At 66.4% G+C, this 21996-nt stretch carries 21 protein-coding genes; 6 read left to right on the forward strand and 15 right to left on the reverse strand.

The window, feature by feature from the left end:
• From AC1DOQ_RS15600 to AC1DOQ_RS15630, 7 genes are all read right to left on the reverse strand, one after another.
• On the reverse strand, nucleotides 1-1247 hold a 1247-nt coding region (locus tag AC1DOQ_RS15600; protein ID WP_477365858.1), incomplete at its 3' end, for a sigma-54-dependent transcriptional regulator.
• Between the two features lie 3 nt (nucleotides 1248-1250).
• A complete protein-coding gene (locus AC1DOQ_RS15605; protein WP_477365861.1) occupies nucleotides 1251-2894 on the reverse strand; it encodes a sensor histidine kinase in 1644 nt (547 codons plus the stop codon).
• Between the two features lie 5 nt (nucleotides 2895-2899).
• Nucleotides 2900-3190, reverse strand: a complete 291-nt coding sequence (locus tag AC1DOQ_RS15610; protein ID WP_477365864.1) for a PP0621 family protein — start codon at nucleotides 3188-3190, stop codon at nucleotides 2900-2902.
• The gene (locus AC1DOQ_RS15615) at nucleotides 3187-3996 is read right to left on the reverse strand and encodes a cytochrome C assembly family protein (protein ID WP_477365867.1); all 810 of its coding nucleotides are present in this window, start codon (nucleotides 3994-3996) and stop codon (nucleotides 3187-3189) included. The genes AC1DOQ_RS15610 and AC1DOQ_RS15615 overlap by 4 nt, the downstream gene beginning before the upstream one ends.
• Before the next feature lie 178 nt (nucleotides 3997-4174).
• Nucleotides 4175-4909, reverse strand: coding sequence for an ABC transporter ATP-binding protein (locus AC1DOQ_RS15620; RefSeq protein ID WP_477366282.1), 735 nt, complete (start codon nucleotides 4907-4909; stop codon nucleotides 4175-4177).
• A 74-nt stretch (nucleotides 4910-4983) separates the two neighbouring features.
• Nucleotides 4984-5820 (reverse strand): ABC transporter permease, encoded by an 837-nt coding sequence (locus AC1DOQ_RS15625; protein WP_477365870.1) that lies wholly within the window; start codon nucleotides 5818-5820, stop codon nucleotides 4984-4986.
• Nucleotides 5821-5925: 105 nt separating this feature from the next.
• On the reverse strand, nucleotides 5926-6900 hold the full coding sequence (locus AC1DOQ_RS15630; RefSeq protein ID WP_477365873.1) for an ABC transporter substrate-binding protein: 975 nt from the start codon (nucleotides 6898-6900) through the stop codon (nucleotides 5926-5928).
• A gap of 266 nt (nucleotides 6901-7166) precedes the next feature.
• Here AC1DOQ_RS15630 and ffh point away from each other — a divergent pair, with 266 nt between their 5' ends.
• Both ffh and AC1DOQ_RS15640 read left to right on the forward strand, forming a co-directional pair.
• Nucleotides 7167-8531 carry a signal recognition particle protein gene (ffh, locus tag AC1DOQ_RS15635; protein WP_441934645.1) on the forward strand — a complete coding sequence of 455 codons (1365 nt, stop codon included), beginning with the start codon at nucleotides 7167-7169 and terminating at the stop codon, nucleotides 8529-8531.
• Nucleotides 8532-8774: 243 nt separating this feature from the next.
• The gene (locus AC1DOQ_RS15640; RefSeq protein WP_477365876.1) at nucleotides 8775-9167 is read left to right on the forward strand and encodes an SWIB/MDM2 domain-containing protein; all 393 of its coding nucleotides are present in this window, start codon (nucleotides 8775-8777) and stop codon (nucleotides 9165-9167) included.
• A 198-nt stretch (nucleotides 9168-9365) separates the two neighbouring features.
• Here the strand turns inward: AC1DOQ_RS15640 and AC1DOQ_RS15645 are convergent, their stop codons facing one another.
• From AC1DOQ_RS15645 to AC1DOQ_RS15655, 3 genes are read right to left on the reverse strand one after another with little or no spacing between them, the layout of a single operon-like run.
• A complete protein-coding gene (locus AC1DOQ_RS15645; protein ID WP_477365879.1) occupies nucleotides 9366-10748 on the reverse strand; it encodes an alkaline phosphatase in 1383 nt (460 codons plus the stop codon).
• A 19-nt stretch (nucleotides 10749-10767) separates the two neighbouring features.
• On the reverse strand, nucleotides 10768-12216 hold the full coding sequence (locus tag AC1DOQ_RS15650; RefSeq protein ID WP_477365882.1) for an alkaline phosphatase: 1449 nt from the start codon (nucleotides 12214-12216) through the stop codon (nucleotides 10768-10770).
• Nucleotides 12217-12250: 34 nt separating this feature from the next.
• Entirely contained in the window at nucleotides 12251-13024 is a 774-nt protein-coding gene (locus tag AC1DOQ_RS15655; RefSeq protein WP_477365885.1) for a sulfite exporter TauE/SafE family protein, read from the reverse strand.
• 91 nt (nucleotides 13025-13115) lie between these two features.
• Here AC1DOQ_RS15655 and AC1DOQ_RS15660 point away from each other — a divergent pair, with 91 nt between their 5' ends.
• Nucleotides 13116-14006: a LysR substrate-binding domain-containing protein gene (locus tag AC1DOQ_RS15660; RefSeq protein WP_477366285.1), complete on the forward strand. Its 891-nt coding sequence runs from the start codon at nucleotides 13116-13118 to the stop codon at nucleotides 14004-14006.
• An 89-nt stretch (nucleotides 14007-14095) separates the two neighbouring features.
• Here the strand turns inward: AC1DOQ_RS15660 and AC1DOQ_RS15665 are convergent, their stop codons facing one another.
• Nucleotides 14096-14752: a lytic transglycosylase domain-containing protein gene (locus tag AC1DOQ_RS15665; protein ID WP_477365888.1), complete on the reverse strand. Its 657-nt coding sequence runs from the start codon at nucleotides 14750-14752 to the stop codon at nucleotides 14096-14098.
• The gene (locus AC1DOQ_RS15670) at nucleotides 14752-16476 is read right to left on the reverse strand and encodes a proline--tRNA ligase (protein ID WP_477365891.1); all 1725 of its coding nucleotides are present in this window, start codon (nucleotides 16474-16476) and stop codon (nucleotides 14752-14754) included. The genes AC1DOQ_RS15665 and AC1DOQ_RS15670 overlap by 1 nt, the downstream gene beginning before the upstream one ends.
• Before the next feature lie 209 nt (nucleotides 16477-16685).
• Between AC1DOQ_RS15670 and AC1DOQ_RS15675 the strand changes: the two genes are divergently transcribed.
• The 3 genes from AC1DOQ_RS15675 to AC1DOQ_RS15685 all read left to right on the forward strand — a co-directional run bounded on the left by AC1DOQ_RS15675 (nucleotide 16686) and on the right by AC1DOQ_RS15685 (nucleotide 19593).
• Nucleotides 16686-17396 carry an RNA pyrophosphohydrolase gene (locus AC1DOQ_RS15675; protein WP_477365894.1) on the forward strand — a complete coding sequence of 237 codons (711 nt, stop codon included), beginning with the start codon at nucleotides 16686-16688 and terminating at the stop codon, nucleotides 17394-17396.
• A 143-nt stretch (nucleotides 17397-17539) separates the two neighbouring features.
• Nucleotides 17540-19102: a retroviral-like aspartic protease family protein gene (locus tag AC1DOQ_RS15680; protein ID WP_477365897.1), complete on the forward strand. Its 1563-nt coding sequence runs from the start codon at nucleotides 17540-17542 to the stop codon at nucleotides 19100-19102.
• 65 nt (nucleotides 19103-19167) lie between these two features.
• Entirely contained in the window at nucleotides 19168-19593 is a 426-nt protein-coding gene (locus AC1DOQ_RS15685; protein WP_477365900.1) for a DUF1841 family protein, read from the forward strand.
• On the opposite strand, the gene AC1DOQ_RS15690 is transcribed toward AC1DOQ_RS15685, so the two are convergent.
• The 3 genes from AC1DOQ_RS15690 to AC1DOQ_RS15700 all read right to left on the reverse strand — a co-directional run bounded on the left by AC1DOQ_RS15690 (nucleotide 19594) and on the right by AC1DOQ_RS15700 (nucleotide 21916).
• Nucleotides 19594-21099, reverse strand: coding sequence for a SulP family inorganic anion transporter (locus tag AC1DOQ_RS15690; RefSeq protein WP_477365903.1), 1506 nt, complete (start codon nucleotides 21097-21099; stop codon nucleotides 19594-19596). It lies immediately after the preceding gene.
• A gap of 100 nt (nucleotides 21100-21199) precedes the next feature.
• Nucleotides 21200-21553 carry a c-type cytochrome gene (locus AC1DOQ_RS15695; protein WP_477250827.1) on the reverse strand — a complete coding sequence of 118 codons (354 nt, stop codon included), beginning with the start codon at nucleotides 21551-21553 and terminating at the stop codon, nucleotides 21200-21202.
• Nucleotides 21554-21565: 12 nt separating this feature from the next.
• On the reverse strand, nucleotides 21566-21916 hold the full coding sequence (locus tag AC1DOQ_RS15700) for a c-type cytochrome (RefSeq protein WP_477365906.1): 351 nt from the start codon (nucleotides 21914-21916) through the stop codon (nucleotides 21566-21568).
• Nucleotides 21917-21996 lie beyond the last annotated feature (80 nt).

Consider the following 21996-nt stretch of genomic DNA (forward strand, 5'->3'; position numbering starts at 1 on the left):
GCGGCGGCCTGCGCCGCCGGCTGCGCAGCCGGCGGTTCCACCGGCATGGCCCCGCGGACCACGGCGGCGCTGCCCGCATCGAGCAGGCGTGCGCCCTTCAACAGCAGGTCGCCGACCTCGATCACGCCGTCGTTGGCAAACGCCAGCGCGCGTTCCAGCACATTCTCCAGTTCGCGCACATTGCCGGGAAAGGCATAGCCCTGCAGCGCTTCCAGCACGCCGGCGCCGAGGCGCGCATTGCCCGGCCCCGCCAGGCGCGCGAGGATGGCCCCGGTCAGCAGCGGCAGGTCGTCGAGGCGTTCGCGCAGCGGCGGCAGGGTCAGCTCGATCACGTTCAGGCGGTAGAACAGGTCCTGGCGGAACTGGCCGGTCTCGACCAGCTTTCCCAGATCCTTGTGGGTGGCGCTGATGATGCGCACGTCCACCGCTTCCTCGGCGGTGGCGCCGATCTTGCGCACGCGCCGTTCCTGGATCGCGCGCAGCAGCTTGACCTGCATCGCCAGCGGCAGGTCGGCCACCTCGTCCAGCATCAGGGTGCCGCCGTTGGCGGCCTGGAAGAAACCGTCGCGCTCGTCGGTGGCGCCGGTGAAGGCGCCTTTGCGGTAGCCAAAGAACTCGGCCTCCATCAGCGCCTCGGGAATCGCACCGCAGTTGACGGCGACGAAGGGCTTGCCGGCGCGGGCGCTCCGGGCGTGGATCTCGCGCGCCGCCAGTTCCTTGCCGCTGCCGGATTCGCCGTTGATGGCGATCGGCGCCTGCGAGCGCGCCAGCCGTCCGATCTGGGCGCGCAGCGCCTGCATCGCTTGCGAACGGCCGAGCAGGCGCGAATCCTTCCCGTCCTCCCCTTCTCCCTGGGCCGACGGCTGCCCGGCCGGCGCTTCGGACAGGCGCAGCGCCGAACGCACCATGGTGCGCAGGTCGTCCAGCACCACCGGCTTGGAGACGTAGTCGAAGGCGCCAGCCTTCAGCGCCACCACCGCGTTCTCGGCGCTGCCGTAGGCGGTGATCACGGCGATCGGCGTGCCGCGCCCCGCGCCGGCGACTTCGCGCACCAGTTCCAGGCCGGTGCCGTCGGGCAGGCGCATGTCGGTCAGCACCAGCGCGTACTCGATCTGGCCGAGCAGCGCGCGCGCCTCGCGCACGGTGGACGCGCTGTCGACGTCCAGTCCCATCTTGACCAGGGTGATCTCGAGCAGTTCGCGCAGGTCGGCTTCGTCGTCGATTACAAGGATGCGGGGAGAACTCATACTCTATATAGTAAAGGTGATCACGAAGCGTCCCGGCGCATCGAAGCCGGCGGGGCCGTCCACCCGGTATTCGTAGTCGAGCATGGCGCCGTTGTTCAGGCACAGCTCGCGCGCCAGGTAGAGCCCCAGGCCGGTACCCTTGCTCGAGGTGGTATAGAAGGGCTCGAACAGGTGGGCCCTCACCTCGGGCGTGATGCCGGGACCGTCGTCCTGCACGTGCAGCTCGACGCGGCCGGTCGCATCCAGCACCGGGAACACCCGGATGCTGCCCGGCTTGCCGCTCGCATAGCGTACGGCATTGCCCAGCAGATTGACCAGCACTTCCCGCAGGTGCAGGCCGTCGAAGCGGACCGTCCGCGGGCCGGCGTCGCCGATGTAGATCATATTCTCGGCCAGGCCATGGGTTTCCGTGAACTCCGCCTTCAGCTCGGCCAGGAAGGCACCGAGCGGCACCGGCTCGGCACCCGGCTGCACCTTGCGCGACAGTTTCAGGATGTCCTCGACCATGCGGTTCACGCGCGCCACGTTGTCGCCGACGATGCGCAGCAGCCGGGTCTCGGCCGGTCCGCTCAGGTCCTCGGCCAGCAGCGAGGTCGCGTGGCCGATCGCCGACAGCGGATTCCTCACCTCGTGCGCGATGCTGGCGGTCAGGCGGCCCATCGAGGCCAGCTTGAGCTGCTGGGCCTGGTTTTCGATGGCGCTCACGTCCTGCATGAAGATCACGCTGCGCTCGGCCTCGCCGTCCGGGGTATCGACCCGCGCGAACCGCAGTTTCAGGTGCACCGGCTGGTCGAGGCGGCCGCGCACCGGTCCGGTCGCGTCCTGCCAGCGCTTGACGGTAACGTAGGTTTCGGCCGGCTCGGCCCCGAGCCAGGCCTGGAAACCCTGCGCCACCGGTTCCAGCGCGGCGATGTCGGCCAGGCGGAAGTCGCTGTCGCTGTCCAGCCCGAGCATGCGGCACGCCGCCGGGTTGCCGGAAAAGACGAAGCCGTCGCTTCCCACCACCAGGATGCCGTCGCCGGCATCGTCGACCACGATGCGGTAGACCGCCTGCTGGACCCGCAGGTCGGCGCCGCGCCTGGCCGCCAGCTCTTCCTGCCCGATCAGGCGCGCCGCCAGCCGGCTCACCACCAGCACCACGGCAAAGAAGACGGCGCCCGTCATCCCGGCCTGGAACAGCGGTGGATCCTGGTCGCTGATGAAGATCTGGTAAGTGCTTTCGGCCAGCACGAACAGGGTCGCCAGCGACGCCGAGAACAGCGCCAGGATCAGCGGCGCCAGGATCGCGGCGCCGGCCAGCGGGAACAGGTAGAGCAGTCCGAGTCCGCTGCGGGCGCCACCGGCGGCCAGGTAGAGCAGCGAGATGACGGTGATGTCGACCAGGATCTGGCAGCACAGCTGCCACAGGAAACGGCGGCGCCAGCGCTGGGTGATGCCGGCGAACAGTAGGGCCGCCATCACGTAGGCGACGCAGGTCTGGGCGTAGACGGCGCCGCCCAGCCGGCTGAAGCCCTGGCCATGGCGCGCGTCGACCGCCAGGTAGACCAGCAGCACCAGCGCGATCACGATGCGCGTCGCGTTGAGCGTCTGCAGCGAGCGCCAGAAGGTCTCCCGCGATGCGGCGGACAGGGGCTGCCAGGGCGCCATGCGCCTCAATCGATGCGGGAGGCGGCCGCCTGGCGCGCGTGGGCCTGGCTGCAGTAGTCGCGTCCGCCCTCACGCACCGATTCCGAGGCCGGGAAATAGATGCCGCACTGGGCGCAGGAAGCCATGCGCTCGGAGTCCTCGACTTGCGGCCGGGCCTGCGCGCCGGCGGCGGACATGTCGGGCCCCTGCCCCGGCTGCGGTTGATAGCTGCGCGCGGCCACCGCCGCCCGCAGCTTGCTGCGGACCGCCATCACCACCAGGATGATGAGCGCAATCCAGAATAAGAGTCGCGTCATACGAACCCCCGGTGCAGAACGACTTCAAGGACAAAACGGCTGCCGACATAGGCCAGCGCCAGGGTAGCGAATCCCGCCAGCGTGAATCGCAACGCGGTCTTGCCGCGCCAGCCGCGCCAGCGGCGTCCGGCCAGCAGCGCAGCGAACAGCAGCCACGACAGCAGCGCGAATACATTCTTGTGGTCCCAGCGCAGCGCGCGCCCGAACAGCTGTTCGGAGAACACGATGCCCGACAGGACGGTCAGGCTGAGCAGCACGAAGCCGATGCCGATCATCCGGAACAGCAGCTTTTCCATGGTCAGCAGGGCCGGCAGCTGGTCGACGGCGGCGCCCAGCCAGCCCTTCTTTGCGTTGCGGGTGTGCAGGCGGGTCTCCTGCAGCGCCATCAGCACGGCGTGGAAGGCGGCGATGGTGAGCGTGCTGTAGGCCATGATGGCGACCACGACGTGCCAGCCGAAGGCCGGCGTCTGGGCCTGCTCGCTGAAGGAGATCAGGCTGCCGGGGAACAGCGGCGGCAACAGGGCGGCGACCGCCGCGCATGGCATCACCATGCGGCGCATGCCGTCGAGCGCAAAATTGCGGTTCTCGATCCACCAGGCCGCCACCGAAATCCACAAGGCGGCCGACAGCATGAAGGCGAAGCCGACGCGCAGCGCGCCGTGGGCCAGCATGTCCGGCCACAGCGCGGCGCCATGCAGCGCCCACGCCAGCGCGGTCACGCCGGAGACGACGAGACCCCGCCGCGCCGGCAGCAGGGCACACACCGCGTACAGGATGGCCGCGGCGATGAATAAGGTGGTTTGCATAGGGGCGAGTTTACACTATCCGGATCGTTACCACCGTCGTCTCCCGCGAAGTTGCTACCGTCGCCCCCGCGAAGTCATCACCGTCGCCCCCGCGAAGGCGGGGGTCCAAGTTCAGCTGGCGGTCCGCGAACAAACTTGGGTTCCCGCCTGCGCGGGAACGACGTTTACTAGTAAATACTTAGTCGACAGCTGCCGATTTCATCTCCGCCTCATGATGGCGCTGCTGCTCTTCCATGACCAACTGCCCCAGCTCGCGCTTGAGCGCATTGAACTCGGGCGCGGCCGGGTCGCGCATGCGCGGCAGGTCGACCGCCATGTCGCGCTTGACCGTGCCCGGCCGGTAGGTCATCACGACGATGCGGTCGGCCAGGTAGATCGCTTCCTCGATGCTGTGGGTGACGAAGATGACGGTCTTCTTCAGCTCGGCCCAGATGCGCAGCAGCTCGTCCTGCAGGTTGCGGCGGGTTAGCGCGTCGAGGGCGCCGAAGGGTTCGTCCATCAGCATGATCGGCGAATCCAGCGCCAGCACGCGCGCGATCGCGACCCGCTGGCGCATGCCGCCCGACAGGTCCTTCGGATAGCGCCTGCCGAAGTCTTCCAGCGACAGCAGTTTCAGGAGCTCGGCCACGCGCGCCGCAACGGCGGGCCTGGCCATGCCCTTGATCTCGAGGCCGAAGCCGACGTTCTGCTCGACCGTCATCCACGGGAACAGCGCGTATTCCTGGAACACCATGCCGCGCTCCGGTCCCGGTCCGGCCACCGGGGCGCCGTCGGCCAGGATCCGGCCTTCGGTCGGCGGGGCGAAACCGGCGATCGCGTTCAGCAGGGTCGACTTGCCGCAGCCGGACGGCCCGAGCAGGCAGACGAACTGGCCGCGCGGGATCTCGAGGCCGATGTTCTCGAGCGCGACCATGCGCCGGCCGTCGGTCTCGAACACCTTGCTGACCCGGTCAATGACGATATGCGCGCTCACTCGGTGCTCCCCATTCAGTGCTCCAGGCCGCGGTGCCAGCGCAGCAGGTGGTTGTTCAGGCGGTTCATGGCCCAGTCGATCGCCAGGCCGAGGAGGCCGATGGTGATCATGCCGGCGATGATCTTGTCCGACCAGAAGTACTCGCGCGCCTCGAGGATGCGGAAGCCCAGGCCGTTGTTCACCGCAATCATCTCGGACACGATCACCACGATGAAGGCGGTGCCGACGCCGATCCGCATGCCGGTCAGGATATAGGGCACGGCGGCCGGCAGGATCACGCGCAGGAACATGGTGGCGCCGCCGGCGCCCAGGTTGCGGGCGGCGCGCAGGTAGATGCCGTCGACCTGGCGCACGCCGGCGATGGTATTCATCAGCACCGGGAAGAAGGCGCCGATCGCGATCAGGAAGACGGCCGGCGGATTGCCCAGCCCGAACCACAGGATCGACAACGGGATGTAGGCGATCGGCGGAATCGGGCGCAGCAGCTGCACCAGCGGATTCATCCAGGCGTACACGATGCGGCTGGCACCCATCGCCAGGCCGAGCGGCAGGGCCAGGCCGGCGCCGACCGCGAAGCCGACCACCACCCGGTACAGGCTGCCGAGCGAATCGATGATCAACTCTCCCGACAGCGCCCACGACCACCAGCCGCCGTCAGGGTTGTTCTCGTGCCAGGTCTTGAAATCCTGCAGCGGCATCAGATAAGCCACCCACTTGTGCCACACCGCCAGCGGCGACGGCAGGATGTTCGCGTTGACCCATCCCATGCCCGCCACCCACTGCCAGATCCCGATCGCCATGACCGGCACCACCAGGCCGACCGCGATGTCCTGCCAGCGTCTCTTTACCATCCCGCCCTCCCCGCTCGCGCGTGGGCACGGGTGCCCACCCTACCCTGTCATCTTGCATCCCGCAGGGTGGGCTCCCCGAGCCCACGTGTTACGTTCGTATGGTGATTATTTGACGCCCAGGCTCTTCTTGGCCTCGTCCAGCAGGTCGGTCTTGACCCACTCCCTGGCTGCGGGCGGTTTGGCCATGCGGCCGACACCGGTCTTGTACATGATGTCGGTCGTGGTCTGGATGTGTTCCGGCGTGATGTCGTAGGTGTAGGAAGCGTTGTCCATCGCGTCGCGGAAGTCGTCGCTGGTGATCTGGCCCTTGAACACGACGTCGCGCACGTACTTTTCGGCCAGCGCCGGATCCTTGATGAAGGTGCTGGTGGCCTGCACGAAGCAGCGCATGAACTTCTCGGCCAGCGGACGCTTGGTGGTGTAGAACTTCTCGGTCATCACCATGGTACGCACCGGTTCGCCGATCGGGGTGTCGTAAGGCTTGATGATCTCGGTGCCGAAGCCCTTGTTGATGGCCTGCGAGGATTGCGGCTCGGACTGCATCATGGCGTCGATGTTCTTGCCCAGCAACGCCTGGTTCAGGTCGGCGTAGGCCAGGAACACCAGCTGCACGTCCTTGCCCGGCGCGGCGTCGGCGCTGAGGCCCACCTTCTGCAGCTCGGCCATCAGGAGCACTTCCTGGATGCCGCCGCGGGTCACGCCCACCTTCTTGCCCTTCAGGTCCTTGACGCTCTTGATATTGCTGCCCTGCCCCGCCACCAGGCGCGCGCCGCCCTTGGCGAAGCCGGCCACCACATAGATGGGCGCATTGCCGGCGCGGCCGGAGATCGCCGCTTCCGAGGCCGTGGTGCCGACGTCGATCTCGCCTGCGATGATGGCCTGCATCACGTCCAGGCCCTTGGCGAACACGCGCTCTTCGACCTTGATGCCGCACTTCGGTGCGATCTCCTTTATATATGACACCGCGCCATAGTGGGCGAACTTGAGGTTGCCGAGCCGGACGACTTCCTGGGCCTGGGCGCCGCCGGCAGCCAGCAGGGAGGCGATGAGAAGGGTCTTGCCGAACGCTTTTACTGTCATTGCTGTCTCTCCGTTATGGTCTGCGTCAATGAACTGCGAACTTGCAATGTCAACGAGGCTATAACGTAGAGCAATACATTGTCAAACGGTACAGCTGCTTACCCAGCAATTCACAAACCAGCCTACCAAGTATCAACGTGGCTCTTTGACTTTTCCGCTTGCGGATCGCCAGGGCAAGGTCTTGACCATCAAAAACATGGCCATACATGCGGTAGAATGGCGGTTTGCGCCCAAACACAATCTAGGTAGATAGGTAGAACACAACCATGCTGGATAACCTGACCCAACGCCTTGCCAAGGTCGTCAAGACGATGCGCGGCGAGGCGCGCCTGACCGAATCGAACACCGCCGAGATGCTGCGCGAAGTGCGCCTGGCCCTGCTCGAGGCGGACGTGGCGCTGCCGGCAGTCCGCGAATTCATCGCCAAAGTGAAGGAAAAAGCGCTGGGCGAAGAGGTCATCGGCTCGCTCTCCCCCGGCCAGGCCCTGGTCGGCGTGGTGCAGAAGGAGCTGGCGGCCCTGATGGGCGCCGACCTCGGCCCCGAGGCGTCCCAGCTCTCGTTCGCCCAGCAGCCGCCGGCGATCATCCTGATGGCCGGCCTGCAGGGTGTGGGTAAGACCACCACCACCGGCAAGCTGGCCAAGTACCTGAAAGAGCAGAAGAAGAAGGTGCTGACCGTCTCCGCCGACGTGTACCGCCCCGCCGCGATCGCGCAGCTGGAGTCCGTCACCAAGCAGGTCGGCGCCGACTTCTTCCCGTCCACCGCCAACGACAAGCCGGTCGACATCGCCCTGGCCGCGCTGGACTGGGCCAAGAAGCACTACCACGACGTCCTGATCATCGACACCGCCGGCCGCCTGGCGATCGACGAGGCGATGATGCAGGAGATCGCCGCGGTGCACGCCGCCGTCAAGCCGATCGAGACCCTGTTCGTGGTCGACGCCATGGTCGGCCAGGATGCGATCAACACCGCCAAGGCCTTCAACGAGGCGCTGCCGCTGACCGGCGTGATCCTGACCAAGCTCGATGGCGACTCGCGCGGCGGCGCCGCGCTGTCGGTGCGCCACGTGACCGGCAAGCCGATCAAGTTCGCCGGCGTGTCCGAAAAGCTGGACGGCCTGGAAGCCTTCGATCCGGCCCGTATGGCCAACCGCGTGCTGGGCATGGGCGACATCCTGGCCCTGGTCGAGGAAGCGCGCAAGGGCGTGGACATGCAGGCCGCGGCCGACATGGCCAACAAGATCAAGTCGGGCGGCAAGTTCGACATGAACGACTTCAAGGCCCAGCTGACCCAGATGAAGAAGATGGGCGGCATGGCCGGACTGCTGGACAAGCTCCCGGCCCAGTTCCAGCAGGCAGCAAGCGGCGCCAACATGGACCAGGCCGAGAAGCAGGTGCGCCGCATGTGCGGCATCATCGACTCGATGACCCCGCAGGAACGCGCCAAGCCGGAACTGATCAAGGCCAACCGCAAGCGCCGCATCGCCGCCGGCGCCGGCGTTCAGGTGCAGGAAGTGAACCGCATGCTGACGCAGTACGATCAGATGAACACGATGATGAAGAAGCTCAAAGGCGGTGGCCTGATGAAGATGATGCGCGGGATGAAGGGCATGATGCCCGGGATGCGCTGACCGCCCGTCCCTTTCGGGACCCGTCGAAAGCCGTGCGTGGCAGCCGCTGCGCACGGCTTTTTTGCCTCTTGCGGACCCCGTTTTTCACTCTGGAGCGGCGCGGCTGGCACGATCTGCCATTTTGGGGCTTATAAGAGTGAAAAAATTTCGAAAAAGACTTGCACGAACACTAAAACCCTACCAATATAAGCCGGTGCGATTTATTGCGCAATTTTCCACGTGTTCCGTTTAGGAGGCTCGAAGATGGCAACAGCCAAAAAAACCACCGCAGCGCCCGCCAAGAAGGCCGTTGCAAAACCGGCTGCAGCGGCGAAGCCTGCAGCAAAGAAGGCAGCTCCTGCCAAAGCAGCAGCACCGAAAGCCGCAGCGAAGCCGGCAGCAGCACGCAAGCCCAACGCCGCCTTCATGAAAGAGATGACCCCGTCGGCGACCCTGGCCGCAGTGGTCGGCGCCAAGCCGCTGCCGCGTACCGAAGTCACCAAGAAAGTCTGGGACTACATCAAGGCCCAGAACCTGCAGGACGCCGCAAACCGCCGCATGATCAACGCCGACGACAAGCTGAAAGCCGTCTTCGGTGGCAAGGCCCAGGTATCGATGTTCGAGATGACCAAGCTGATCTCCGATCACCTCAAATAAAAACGACGACAGGCCGCCCCGCTGGCCGGATACCAAGATGAAAAGCCCTGGTTTTGCCGGGGCTTTTTGTTTATATAGTTAGTACGTCGTTCCCGCGCAGGCGGGAACCCATACCGAGTCTCGGAATGAGACGAACGATTAATCGACGAAACGATTGCCGGAGTTCAGCATGGGTTCCCGCTTTCGCGGGAACGACGTTCATAAGCCGCCGGCCRCCTTCATCAAGTCGAACACCCGCGTATTCTCGATCGTCCCCTTGAACGGCGCCGACCCCGCCCCCACCGCGTACAGCTTCACATCCCCGCCGCCATGCCCCTCGCCGGGCAGGCGCACGCCGGCTTCCTGGCGGTAGTCCAGGGCCTGGGCGCGGGCGTCGTCGACGCCGCTGCGCACCTCCTGGCGGTTCGGGCCGCCGCCGTAGACCAGGGTCGTGTAGGTCTTGCCGTCCGCATCCAGCGCCGGCTGGCCGCTCGCAACGTCGCGCACGATGCCGAGAATCGGGTTGCCGCGCTTCGGATAGCCGTTCATCACCATCGTGTGGTCATGGTCGGCCGTCACCACGATCAGGGTGTGTTCGAGGCCGGGGTCGATGCTGCGCATGCGGTCAAGCGCGGCCTGGATCGCGTTGTCGAAGTCGACCACCTCCTCCAGCGCGTTTTTCGCGTTCGAGTCGTGCAGCGCGTGGTCGATCTTGCCGCCTTCGACCATCAGGAAGAAGCCCTTCGGATTCTTCGACAGCAGCTCGATCGATTTGCCCGTCATCTCGGCCAGGGTCGGCTGGGTGGGCTTGCGCACGGTGGCGTAGTCGAGGTGGCTGTCGGCGTAGATACCGACGAACTTCCGGTTCGGCAGGGCCGACATCATGTCGCCGCGGGTGGCGGCCACGAAGTAGCCGCGGGACTCCAGCTCGGCCAGCAGGTTGCGTCCGTCCGCGCGGCCCTTCGGGTTGGCCTTGGCATCGTAGGGCGTGAAGAAGGGTCGGCCGCCGCCCATCAGGACGTCGACGCCATCCTTCAATCTCTCGTTGTAGCCGGCGCCGCCGGGCACGATCTGCTGTGCGATCGTGTACACCGTGTTGCGGTTGCAGACGTGGGAGAAGGTCGAGGCCGGAGTCGCGTGGGTCAGTTCGGTGGTGGTGATCGCGCCCACCGAGCGGCCGGCGGCCTTGGCCAGTTCGAGGATGGTCATCGGCGCGCTGCCGTTGTTCTCGCCGCAGCGGTCCACGGTCGGGTTGCCGTTGGCGTCCTTGCCCGGCGACTGGGGCCTCGAATCCTTCCGCGAGATCACGTCGTTATTGATCTTCACGCCGGTCATGTAGGCGCCCATCGACGGTGCGCTGTCGGTCACCATCGCGTCCGCCGAATAGGTCTTGATGCGCGCGGTGCGGTCCAGGCGCTCGAAGTTCAGCAGGCCCTCTTCCTTGTATTTATAGATGCGCGCGGCCGTGATCGTGGTCGGGCCCATGCCGTCGCCGAGGAAGAAGATGATGTTCTTCGCCTGCGGTGTGGCCAGATTCTGCGCGAAGGCCTGGGTCTGGAATGCGGCTGCCAGCAGCAGCGCGCAGGTGCGGATTGCTTTCATGTGAATCTCCTTGCGCGCCTTACCAGCCGGCCGCCTCTTTGATCAGGGTGAACACGCGGGTGTTGTCGATCGTGCCGCGGAAGACCTCGGCGCCCGCGCCGGCCGCACCCAGGTAGACGTCGGCGCCGCCATGGGTCTCGGACTTCATGCGCACCGCGGCTTCCTGGTGGTAGTCGTCGGCGCTGACGATGGCATCGGTCAGGCCGGCCTGCGAGGCGCGGCTGCCCTGCACCCGGTGCTCGCCGGTGCCGAAGCCGAGGATGGCGTAGGGGGCGCCGTCCTTGTCCAGCTTGACCTTGCCGTCCGGGAGGCTGCGCACCAGGCCCAGCACGCCCGGATTGTCCGGCGTGGTCTTGCCGCTGCGCGGCGAATAACCGTTGATCAGCAGGGTGTGGTCATGGTCGGCGGTGGCCACGATCAGGGTGTGCTTCAGGCCCGGATCGACTTTTTGCATTTCGTCGATCGCGGCTTTCAGCGCGGCGTCGAAGGCCGCGGTTTCCTGCAGCGCGCGCTTGGCGCGGGTGGCGTGCAGGGCGTGGTCGATCAGGCCGCCCTCCACCATCAGGAAGAAGCCTTGGCTGCCGCCCTGGGCACTGCGCTGGCCCAGCAGCGAGACCGCCTTGCGCGTCATCTCGGCCAGGCTGGGTTGGCGCGCCGGATCGCGCTCGGCGTCGTAGGCCAGGTCGTCCTGGGCGAACAGGGCGATGGCCGGCAGGGCCGAGGGCGCCAGCGCTTTGAAGCTCGCGGCGTCGAAGGCGGTGCGGTAGCCGTGCGCCTGCAGCTCGGCCAGCAGGTCGCGGCCGTCGAGGCGCTTGCCGCCGCCGGCCGCCGGCTTGAAGTACTGGGCGCCGCCGCCGACGACCAGGTCGATGCCGCCGCCCAGCGCCGTGTTATAGCCGGCGCCGCCCGGCACCATCATCGCCGCGATCTGGTTCTGCAACTTGCGGTGGCAGGCGTGGGCATAGGTGGCGGCCGGGGTGGCGTCGGTGACGCTGGTCATGGTGACGATGCCGGTGGCCAGGCCGCGCGCCTTGGCCAGTTCCAGCAGGGTCGGCACCGCCTGGCCGTTGGTACAGCGGCTGCTGCCGTCCGCCGCCGGTGCCAGCGCGAGGGTATCGCCGGACATCGAGATCACGCCATTGTTCTGCTTCACCCCGGTCATATAGGCCGACATCGAGGCCGCGCTGTCGGTCACCTGCGCGTCGTTCGAATAGGTCTTCACGAAGGCCGATTCGGGCAGCGTGTCGATGGTCAGCTCGCCGCTCTCCCCCACCGCGTAGATGCGGGCGGCGGTCAGGGTGTTGATGCCCATGCCGTCGCCGAGGAAGAAGATCACGTTGCGGGCGCGGTCGATGTCACGGGCCTGCACGGTGGCGGCGCTGGTCGCGGGCGGCGCGCTGGCGCAGCCCGTCAGCGCGGCGGCGCCGCAAGCCATCAGCATGGCGGCGGCGAAGGGGGTGAATCGCATGTCGGCTTGCTCCCTGATGAGGAAAGCAAGCAGTCTATCCGAGGAAGGGACGCAGCATCAAATACAGGCCGAGCCCGAGCAGGCCGATGAAGAAGCAACGGCGGAAGGGGCCGGGACGAATGCGCCCGCGGAGCCACCGGCCGATCGCGATGCCGCCCAGCGCCGGCAGCAGCGCGTAGAGGGACAGGCCGGCCGTCCGCAGTTCGAACTGCCCGGCCAGCAGCAGGGAGATCGCCAACGCAACGGTCGAGGTGGTGAAGGCCAGGCCGAGCGCCTGTACCAGCATGTCCCGTTCGAGGCGCAGACCCCGCAGGTAAGGCACGGCCGGGATCACGAACACGCCGGTGACGGCCGTGACCGCGCCGGTGACGAGGCCGACCACGGGCGCGGCCGCGCGCTCGCCGCTGGGCGGCACATGCAGCGTGAAGGAAGCGAGGCCGGCGGCCGCCACCATCATCAGGGCGCCGCCCAGGGCCGCCACCGCATCCTCGGAAGCGCTGGCCGGCAGCAGCATGCCGCCGGCCAGGGTGCCGGCGGCGATCCCGGCCAGCATCGGCCACAGGCGGCGCGCGAGCGGCCCCGCCGCGGGACCGGCCGCCAGTTGCCAGGCATTCGTCACCAGCGAAGGCACGACCAGTAAAGCGGCCGCTTCGCACGGCGCCATCGTCATCCCCAGCAGGCCGGCCGCGACCGTCGGCAGACCGGTCCCGGCCACGCCCTGGACCAGGCCGGCAAGCACGAACACCAGGGAAATCAAGGTCAAATCGAGCGCTTCATGTGCGTGTAAGATGGAAAGCAGAGCGTCCATGCCTGGAATTCTGCCGCATCCCGGGCGCTTGCAGAATGAGGGATTACCGCAATCAGCCTTCGGAAATCCCGAAGGCTAAACGAAGTATATGATGAGATTCGACCTGGTCGACATGCAGCTGTTCCTGCACGTGGTGGAAGCCGGCAGCATCACCGGCGGCGCCGCGCGCGCCCACCTGTCGCTGGCTTCCTGCAGCGAGCGCATCCACGGCATGGAAGAGACGCTGGGGGTGCCGCTGCTGCTGCGCGGACGGCGCGGGGTGAGCCCGACGCCGGCCGGCGAGGCCCTGGTGCGGCATGCGCGCCTGGTGTTCCAGCAGCTGGAACGCATGCGCGCCGAGCTGGGCGACCATGCCGAGGGCTTGAAGGGCACGGTGCGGCTGCTGTGCAATACGGCCTCGCTGACCGAATACCTGCCGGACGCCCTGGCCGGCTTTCTGGCGCGCCACGCCCACGTCGACGTCGAACTCGAAGAGCGCGCCAGCCACGAGGTGGCGAAGGCGGTGCGCGAAGGCGCCGCCGACCTCGGCATCCTGTCGGACGCGGTCGACCTCTCGCAACTGGAGAGCTTCCCCTTCCGCACCGACCGCCTGGTGGCGGTGGCCACGCCGGCGCTGGCGGAGCTGCTGTCGCCGGACGGCCGGCCGGTGGCCTTCGCCCGCCTGGCCGACTTCGACCAGGTCGGCCTGGCCGGCGACAGCGCCCTGTCCAACTACCTGGAGCTGCAGGCGCGGCGCCTCGGGCGCACGCTGCATACGCGGGTGCGCCTGCGCGGCCTCGAGGCGGTCTGCAGGATGGTGGAGGCCGGGGTCGGGATCGGCATCGTGCCCGAGCCGGCGGCGCGGCGCTGCGCGCAGACGATGACGATCGTGGTGCTGGAGCTGGCGGATGCGTGGGCGCTGCGGCAGCTGGCGATCTGCGTGCGCAGTTTCGATGCTTTGCCGCGGCATGCGCAGCAACTCGTGGATGCATTGCGGGCGTAACCCGTGGGCTCGGGTAGCCCACCCTACCGGTGCGTGCGTAATCGTGGATCGTAGGGTGGGCACACCGTGCCCACGCAATCACACGCGAATCAGTTCAACGCGATCGCCGTCGCGGCCGCCGGCTTGAACTCCCAATTCTTCCACGCCGCCAGCACCGCATTCGGATACTCCGGCCGGCCGCGGCTGCCGTTGTAGCGGCCCAGCGCCAGATAGAGGTTGCCCCCTTCCATGTCGATGTACATGCGCAGGATCGAGCAGCCGTAGCGCAGATTGGTCTGCATGTCGAACAGGGCGCGGCGGTTGGAGTCGCCGATCACCTTGGTCCAGAACGGCATCACCTGCATGTAGCCGCGTGCGCCGACGATCGACACCGCGTACTTGCGGTAGGCCGACTCCACCTGGATCAGGCCCAGCACCAGCCCCGGATCGAGGCCGGCGCGGGTCGCTTCATACCAGGCCGACTCGAGGAACTCGGTGCGGACCTGGTCGTCCGGCAGGCGGCGCTTCAGGCGCGCCGACATCGCATCGAACCACTGCCGGTAGCGCCCCTCGGCGGCGGCGTCGCGGAACACCGGCTTGGGCGGGCGCCCGTCGCGGATCGCCCGTTCGAGCGCCAGCCGGACCGAATCGGCCAGCGCTTCTTCCTTCTGGTTGCCGGCGTAAGCCGCGCCGCTGCTCATCAGTGCAGCGGCAACCAGCGCGGAACCGAGCCAGGCCGCAGCCCGGCTTGCAAAACGGGCCGGCATCACTTGGCCAGTTTGCCTTTGACGAAGGCGACCATGTCGGCGGCGGGAACGGAGCTCGCCTCGGCATCGCGGCGGCCCTGGTATTCCAGGTTGCCTTCCTTGAGGCCGCGCTCGCCGATCACCACGCGGTGCGGCACGCCCACCAGTTCCCAGTCGGCGAACATGGCGCCCGGACGCAGGCCGCGGTCGTCGACGATGACGTCGATGCCGGCCGCCTGCAGCTCGGCGTACAGGCGGTCGGTCTCCGCCTTCACCAGTTCGCTGCGGTCGTAGCCCATCGGGCACAGCACCAGCTCGAAGGGTGCGATCGCGTCCGGCCAGACGATGCCCTTGTCGTCGAAGTTCTGCTCGATCGCCGCACCCAGGATGCGGGTCACGCCGATGCCGTAGCAGCCCATCTGCATCGGTACCGGCTGGCCCTTCTCGTCCAGGTACACGCAGTTCATCGCGGCGGAGTAGGCGGTACCGAGCTGGAACACGTGGCCCACTTCGATGCCGCGCTCGATCGCCAGCACGCCCTTGCCGTCCGGCGAAGCATCGCCTTCGACCACGTTGCGCAGGTCGGCGACGATCGGCTCGGCCACGTCGCGGCCCCAGTTGGCGCCAGTCAGGTGGTAATCGGCTTCGTTGGCGCCGCAGACGAAATCGGCCATGTTGGCGACGGTGCGGTCGGCCACGACCTTGACCGGCTGCCTGGTATTGATCGGCCCGAGGTAGCCCGGCACGGTGCCGTAGGCTTCCTGGATTTCGGCTTCGCTGGCGAAACGGAAGTCCTTCAAGCCCGGGACTTTCGACACCTTGACTTCGTTCAGCTCATGGTCGGCGCGCAGCAGCAGCAGCCAGTTTTCCCTCGTCCCATCTTCCTTCTCCACCGTCAGCGCGATCGACTTGACGTTCTGCTCCAGCGGAATGCCGAGCAGCTTGGCCACGCCTTCGCACTTGGTGGTGCCGGGCGTGGAGACCTTGGTCAGCGGCTGGGTCGCGGCGGCGCGCGCAGCGATCAGCGGCAGTGCCTCGGCCGCTTCCATGTTCGCGGCGTAATCGGAGGTCGGGCAGTAGACCAGCGCGTCCTCGCCGGTGCTGGCGATCACGTGGAATTCGTGCGAGCCGGTGCCGCCGATGGCGCCGTTGTCGGCTGCCACCGCGCGGAACTTCAGGCCGAAGCGGGTGAAGATCTTCACGTAGGCGTCGAACATGGTCTGGTACGAGACCTGCATGCCCTCGACGTCGCGGTCGAAGGAATAGGCATCCTTCATGGTGAATTCGCGGCCGCGCATCAGGCCGAAGCGCGGACGGCGCTCGTCGCGGAACTTGGTCTGGACGTGATAGAAGTTCACCGGCAGCTGGCGATAGCTCTTGATCTCGGTGCGCACCACGTCGGTCACGACTTCTTCCGAGGTCGGCTGCAGGGCGAAGTCGCGGCCATGGCGGTCCTTGAGGCGCAGCAGTTCAGGCCCCATCTTGTCCCAGCGGCCCGTCTCTTGCCACAGTTCGGCCGGCTGTACCAGCGGCATCAGCAGCTCGATGCCGCCGGCCTTGTTCATTTCTTCACGGATGATGGCCTCGACCTTGCGGATCACACGCAGGCCCAGCGGCATGTAGGTGTAGATGCCGGAGCCGAGGCGCTTGATCATCCCGGCCCGCATCATCAGCTTGTGGCTGACGATCTCGGCGTCGGAAGGCGCTTCTTTGAGCGTTGAAATAAAAAATCGAGAGGCACGCATATCGATGAATTCTTTTTAAAAAGAGAGGGTTATAATCGACCTAATTTTAAAGGATTAGCTGGCCGATGCATCCAATCTTTATACAAATGGCTCTGAAAGAAGTGGTGCATGCCGTTGTTCCGACGCGAGTTAACGGCAGAGGCACCTGAGCTGTAAGTAAAAATACAAGAGACAAGAGCAGAAGCTGGCAGAAAGTTTCGAGGTGAATCATGCTCGATCGTGAAGGGTTTCGACCCAACGTCGGCATCATCCTGCTGAACGCCAACAACGAGGTGTGGTGGGGCAAACGGGTGCGCGAGCACTCGTGGCAGTTTCCGCAAGGGGGTATCAAATACGGCGAGACGCCGGAACAGGCGATGTACCGCGAGCTCGAGGAAGAGATCGGCCTGCGCCAGGAGCACGTCAAGATCGTGGGTCGCACCCGCGACTGGCTGCGCTATGAGGTGCCGGATCACTTCATCAAGCGCGAAGTGCGTGGTCACTATCGTGGCCAGAAGCAGATCTGGTTCCTGTTGCGCATGGTCGCCCGCGACAATGACGTCAACTTGCGCCTGACCGACCATCCCGAGTTCGATGCCTGGCGCTGGCACGACTACTGGGTGCCGCTGGACGTGGTCATCGAGTTCAAGCGCGATGTCTACCAGCGCGCGCTGCAGGAACTGTCGCGCTTCCTCACCTGGCCGTCCAGCGGCCAGGGCGAACGCCGCCACGGCTCGCGCTACCTGCGCCAGCCGCACGAGCGGCGCGGCCAGGACCGCGGCAATGGCGGCAGCGGCGGCAACGCAGGAAATGCCGGCGGCGGCCAGCCGGGCAACAGGCAGTCCGCCAACGCCAGCAACAAGGCGGTGGTTGCTGCCAGCAAGGCGATCGCCGAGGCGTCGGGAAGTGCTCAATTGGTGCTTGCGCGCGACAAAGAGTAATCAAAAGTAGCGCAAAAGCAACAACTCAGAAGGCAAGTGTGTCGTTCCATCGGCGCACTTGCCTTTTTGCATTTTTTTGCTTGCAATGTTTACAAGCCTGCGCAGTAGAATCAACAGCATTACTCCTGCACAGAAAGACAACGATGATGCCGCCGAAACGTGCCCTGCTGCCGCTGGCCTGCGTACTACTCCTGAACCCGCTTGCCCACGCCGACGAGGCGCCACGCTGCACCTATGTCGAGGTCGCCGACATGCCGCTCAAGTATGTCGGCCAGGGCCTGGTGCCGGCGGTCGACGGCGTGATCGACGGCGCGCCCGCGGTCATGCTGGTCGACACCGGCGCCTTCGACACCCAGCTGACCATGAACGCCGTCGCCAAGCGCGACCTGGTCATGCACATGACGGGACGCTACGTCGAAGGCATCGGCGGCAGCTCGCGGCTGTACGCGGCGCGCATCGGCGAATTCGCGATCGGCCCGGTGAAGAGTGTCAGGAAGCGCCTGGACCTGTACGTGATCGGCGAAACCAGCTTCACGCCGGCCTTCGACGCCCTGGTCGGCGCGCCCTTCCTGCTGCAGGCCGACATGGAATTCGACCTGCGCGCCAAGCACATGAAGTTCTTCCGCCCGCAGAACTGCAGCCGCGACACCCCGCTCAACTACTGGAAAGAGGAAACAGTCGTCCTGCCCTTCGAGTTCAGCCGCAGCGACAGCCCGAATCCGCACTTCACGGTGCTCGTCAACGGCAAGGAGATGGATGCCATGATCGATACCGGCGCGGCCAACAGCTTCCTGACCCTGAGGGGCGCCAAGAAGCTCGGGATCGACGTCAAGGGCGCGGACGTGACGCGGCTGGGCGACACCGGCGGCGTCGGCTCGGACCGCGCCTCGCACTGGACCGCGCCGATCAAGTCGGTGCAGATCGGCGGCGAGACCATCGGCGGCGCGGAACTCAGCATCGTCGACGTCCAGAGCCAGCTCGAGGCCGAACTCCTGCTGGGCCAGGATTTCCTGCGTGCCCACCGCGTGCTGTTCGCGATGAGCCAGCGCAAGCTCTACATCGCCTACCTCGGCGGCGACGTGTTCTCGCGCCGCACCGGCCTCGAGCCGTGGATGCTGCAGGAGGCCGACGGCGGCAATGCCGACGCCCAGTACGCGCTGGCTTATATGCTCAACACCGGCCGCGGCGCCCCGCGCGACCCGAAACAGGCCCAGGCCTGGCTGGAAAAGGCCGCCGCGGCCGGCCAGCCGAACGCCAACCTCAATCTCGGACGCCAGCAGATGCTGCACGGGAAAGTCGACGAGGCGATCCCGAAGCTGCGCGCGGCCCTCGACCAGCTGCCGGCCGAGCGCCTCGGCCCGCTGTGGCTGTACAACGCCCGCGTGCGCAAGGGCCAGGCCGAGCTGGCGAAGACCGAACTGGCCGCCAGCGTGAAAAAGCAGCGCAACGACGACTGGCCGGCGCCGATCGCCGACTTCTACCTGGGTAAACTCGACGAGGCCGGCCTGCTCGACATCGCCGCCAAGGACAAGCAGGCCGCGCACGCGCGCACCTGCATGGCGACCTCCTACATGGCCGAATGGCATGCCGCGCGCGAGGAAAAGCCGCAGGCCGAGGCGCTGCTGGCGAAACTGCATGCCGAGTGCCGCCCGGCGAAACCGGCGGCGCCGGCTGCAGCGGCGCCGGCGCCAAGCGCCGCTCCCTGAGCCGGTCAACGCGGAAAAAGCAGGCGCGCTACAATGGCGCCTGCTTTCCTTTCTGCGACCCCACCATGTTCACCCCCTCCTCCAACGATGTGCGCCGCTTCTTCTGCGAAGCCTGGCGCAAGCGCCGCGCCGGCGAAATCCTGACCCCGATGGATGCGATCGCGGCCGACTGGATCGACCAGCACCCCGAATACCACGACGCGCTGATGGATGCCGACGAAGCCGTGGCGCGCGACTACTCGGTCGAAGGCGGCCAGCCGAATCCCTTCCTGCACCTGTCGATGCACCTGTCGATCGCCGAACAGGTCTCGATCGACCAGCCGCGCGGCATCAAGGCCGCCCACGATGCCCTGGCCGCCCGCATTGGCGAGCACGACGCGCACCACGAAATCATGGAGTGTCTGGGCGAGATGATGTGGACCTCGCAGCGCAGCGGGCTGCCGCCGGATGCGGAAGCCTATATCGACTGCGTGCGCCGCAGGGTCCGTTAATCAATCCAGCTTGTCGTCGGCCACGCGGTAGCGCGGGTCTTCCGGCAGGCTGACTTCGATCATGTCCCTGGCGCGCTCCAGCAGCGAGCGGCAGTCGGGACTCAAATGCCGCAGGTGCAGGCGCTTGCCGGCGCTCCGATAGCGCTCGGCCAGCGCGTCGATCGCCTGGATCGCCGAATGGTCGGCCACGCGCGCGCGGCGGAATTCGACCACCACGTCCTGCGGATCATCCTTCGGCGCGAACAGCTCCTGGAAGCCGGCGCTCGATGCGAAGAACAGCGTGCCTTCCAGTTCGTAGACTTTCCAGCCCTGCGCATCGACGCCGGTCGACACGCGGATCTGCTTCGCATGCTGCCAGGCGAACACCAGCGCCGACACGATCACGCCGACCACCACGGCCATCGCCAGGTTGAAGGCCAGGGTCACGCCGGCCACCAGCACCACCACCAGCGTATCGGCGCGCGGCACTTTGCCGAACAGGCGGAAGGTGCCCCACTCGAAGGTCTTCTCGCACACCACGAACATCACGCCCACCAGCGCCGCCAGCGGAATCTGCTCGATGATGCCCGATCCAGACAAGATGAACGACAGCAGGAACAGCGAGGCCGCGATGCCCGACAGCCGGCTGCGGGCGCCGTTGCCGATGTTGATCATGCTCTGGCCGATCATGGCGCAGCCGCCCATGCCGCCGAACAGCGCGGTGACGATATTCGCCGCGCCCTGGGCCATGCTCTCGCGGTTCGGCTGGCCGCGGGTATCGGTGATCTCGTCGATCAGGGTCAGGGTCAGCAGGGTCTCGATCAGGCCGACGCCGGCCAGCACCAGCGAGTAAGGGAAGACGATCTTCAAGGTCTCCAGGCTGAACGGCACGTCGGGCACGTGGAAGCTGGGCAGGCCGCCGGCGATCGAACCGAGTTCGCCGACGGTCTTGGTCTGGATGCCGGCAAAGTGGGCCAGCAGCGCCACCGCCAGGATGCCGGCCAGGGTGGCCGGCACCGCCTTCGTGATCTTCGGCGTGACGTAGATGATCGCCATCGTCAGCGCGACGAGGCCGAGCATGGTCCACAGCTGCGGTCCGCTCATCCAGCCGCCGCCAACCTTGAAATGCTCGAACTGGGCCACGAAGATCACGATCGCCAGGCCGTTCACGAAACCCAGCATGACCGGATGCGGCACCATGCGGATGAATTTGCCGAGCCGGGCCAGCGCGAACAGGATCTGCAGCACGCCCATCAGGACGATGGCGGCGAACAGGTATTGCACGCCGTGCTGGACGACCAGCGCGACCATGACCACCGCCAGCGCGCCGGCGGCGCCGGAGATCATGCCGGGACGGCCGCCGAAGCTCGATGTAATGAAGGACACCAGCACGGCGGCGTACAGGCCGGTCAGCGGCGAGACGTGGGCCACCAGCGCAAAGGCGATGGCTTCGGGGACCAGGGCCAGGGCGACCGTCAGGCCGCTCAGCAGGTTGGTCTTGATGTGGGAAGGCGATACGTTGGACAAAGCGGCAGCTCCAAAAAACAAGGTCCGCCGGCGCAGGCCGGCGGACCACAGAGGCCGCTATTTTACTTGGAAGCGCTTGTTTGCGAGCTTGCTTGCGAGCTTACTTGCGAACGACCAGCGGACCCGGCAGGCTTTGCAGGTAGGCGGCGATGTCGGCCTTGTCGCGGTCCGACAGCGGCTGGGCCATGCCGGCCATGATCGGATTGTTACGGCCGTTCATGACCTTGTCGCCGCGCTGGTAGGCGGTCAGCGCATGCACCAGATAGTCGGCGTGCTGGCCGGCCAGCTTCGGATAGCTCGGATCGATCGGGCTCTTGTAGTCGGCGCCGTGGCAGGAGGCGCAGTTGTATTTCTTGGCCAGTTCGGCGCCGCGCGCGGTGTCGCCGCTGGCGAAGGCGGACGCGGACACCATCAGTGCCGCGGTGCAGGACAGGGCTAGGATCAGTTTATTCATGGCGTCCCCGGCTCATTTGGTGGGCGTGGCCGCCGACTGCTGCGCGTAGTAGGCGGCGATGTCGGCGATGTCCTGGTCCGACAGCACCTTGGCGGTCGGCGTCATTTGCGGATGCTTGCGGTCGCCCTTCTTGTAGGCTTGCAGCGCGGCTTCGATGTATTTGGCGGACTGGCCGCCGATCATCGGCACCTGGTAGACCTCGGGGAAGGCGGTCTTGTACTCGGGGATCCCATGGCAGCCGATACATTGCTCGATCTTGTTCGGTGCGGCTTTCGGGTTGGCGACGATCTCTGCCGCGCCGGCTGCACTGGCCAACATGGCTCCGGCGGCGGCAAGCAACAGTACAGCTAATGGTTTTCTCATGATTGCACAATCGTTTGGTTGAATTGTATACCGCAACTGCTCAAAAACTTAGCAAATGTACTACGAATAGCCGATTCTAT

Source organism: Massilia sp. 01N417 (genome assembly GCF_056399645.1).

Excerpts from the sequence above, each read along its gene's own strand:
- AC1DOQ_RS15605 (WP_477365861.1), bottom strand. The coding sequence starts at position 2,894 with ATGGCGCCCTGGCAGCCCCTGTCCGCCGCATCGCGGGAGACCTTCTGG.
- AC1DOQ_RS15610 (WP_477365864.1), bottom strand. The coding sequence starts at position 3,190 with ATGACGCGACTCTTATTCTGGATTGCGCTCATCATCCTGGTGGTGATG.
- AC1DOQ_RS15615 (WP_477365867.1), bottom strand. The coding sequence starts at position 3,996 with ATGCAAACCACCTTATTCATCGCCGCGGCCATCCTGTACGCGGTGTGT.
- AC1DOQ_RS15620 (WP_477366282.1), bottom strand. The coding sequence starts at position 4,909 with ATGGTCGCGCTCGAGAACATCGGCCTCGAGATCCCGCGCGGCCAGTTC.
- AC1DOQ_RS15625 (WP_477365870.1), bottom strand. The coding sequence starts at position 5,820 with ATGGTAAAGAGACGCTGGCAGGACATCGCGGTCGGCCTGGTGGTGCCG.
- AC1DOQ_RS15630 (WP_477365873.1), bottom strand. The coding sequence starts at position 6,900 with ATGACAGTAAAAGCGTTCGGCAAGACCCTTCTCATCGCCTCCCTGCTG.
- ffh (WP_441934645.1), top strand. The coding sequence starts at position 7,167 with ATGCTGGATAACCTGACCCAACGCCTTGCCAAGGTCGTCAAGACGATG.
- AC1DOQ_RS15640 (WP_477365876.1), top strand. The coding sequence starts at position 8,775 with ATGGCAACAGCCAAAAAAACCACCGCAGCGCCCGCCAAGAAGGCCGTT.
- AC1DOQ_RS15650 (WP_477365882.1), bottom strand. The coding sequence starts at position 12,216 with ATGCGATTCACCCCCTTCGCCGCCGCCATGCTGATGGCTTGCGGCGCC.
- AC1DOQ_RS15655 (WP_477365885.1), bottom strand. The coding sequence starts at position 13,024 with ATGGACGCTCTGCTTTCCATCTTACACGCACATGAAGCGCTCGATTTG.
- AC1DOQ_RS15660 (WP_477366285.1), top strand. The coding sequence starts at position 13,116 with ATGAGATTCGACCTGGTCGACATGCAGCTGTTCCTGCACGTGGTGGAA.
- AC1DOQ_RS15665 (WP_477365888.1), bottom strand. The coding sequence starts at position 14,752 with ATGCCGGCCCGTTTTGCAAGCCGGGCTGCGGCCTGGCTCGGTTCCGCG.
- AC1DOQ_RS15670 (WP_477365891.1), bottom strand. The coding sequence starts at position 16,476 with ATGCGTGCCTCTCGATTTTTTATTTCAACGCTCAAAGAAGCGCCTTCC.
- AC1DOQ_RS15675 (WP_477365894.1), top strand. The coding sequence starts at position 16,686 with ATGCTCGATCGTGAAGGGTTTCGACCCAACGTCGGCATCATCCTGCTG.
- AC1DOQ_RS15680 (WP_477365897.1), top strand. The coding sequence starts at position 17,540 with ATGATGCCGCCGAAACGTGCCCTGCTGCCGCTGGCCTGCGTACTACTC.
- AC1DOQ_RS15685 (WP_477365900.1), top strand. The coding sequence starts at position 19,168 with ATGTTCACCCCCTCCTCCAACGATGTGCGCCGCTTCTTCTGCGAAGCC.
- AC1DOQ_RS15695 (WP_477250827.1), bottom strand. The coding sequence starts at position 21,553 with ATGAATAAACTGATCCTAGCCCTGTCCTGCACCGCGGCACTGATGGTG.
- AC1DOQ_RS15700 (WP_477365906.1), bottom strand. The coding sequence starts at position 21,916 with ATGAGAAAACCATTAGCTGTACTGTTGCTTGCCGCCGCCGGAGCCATG.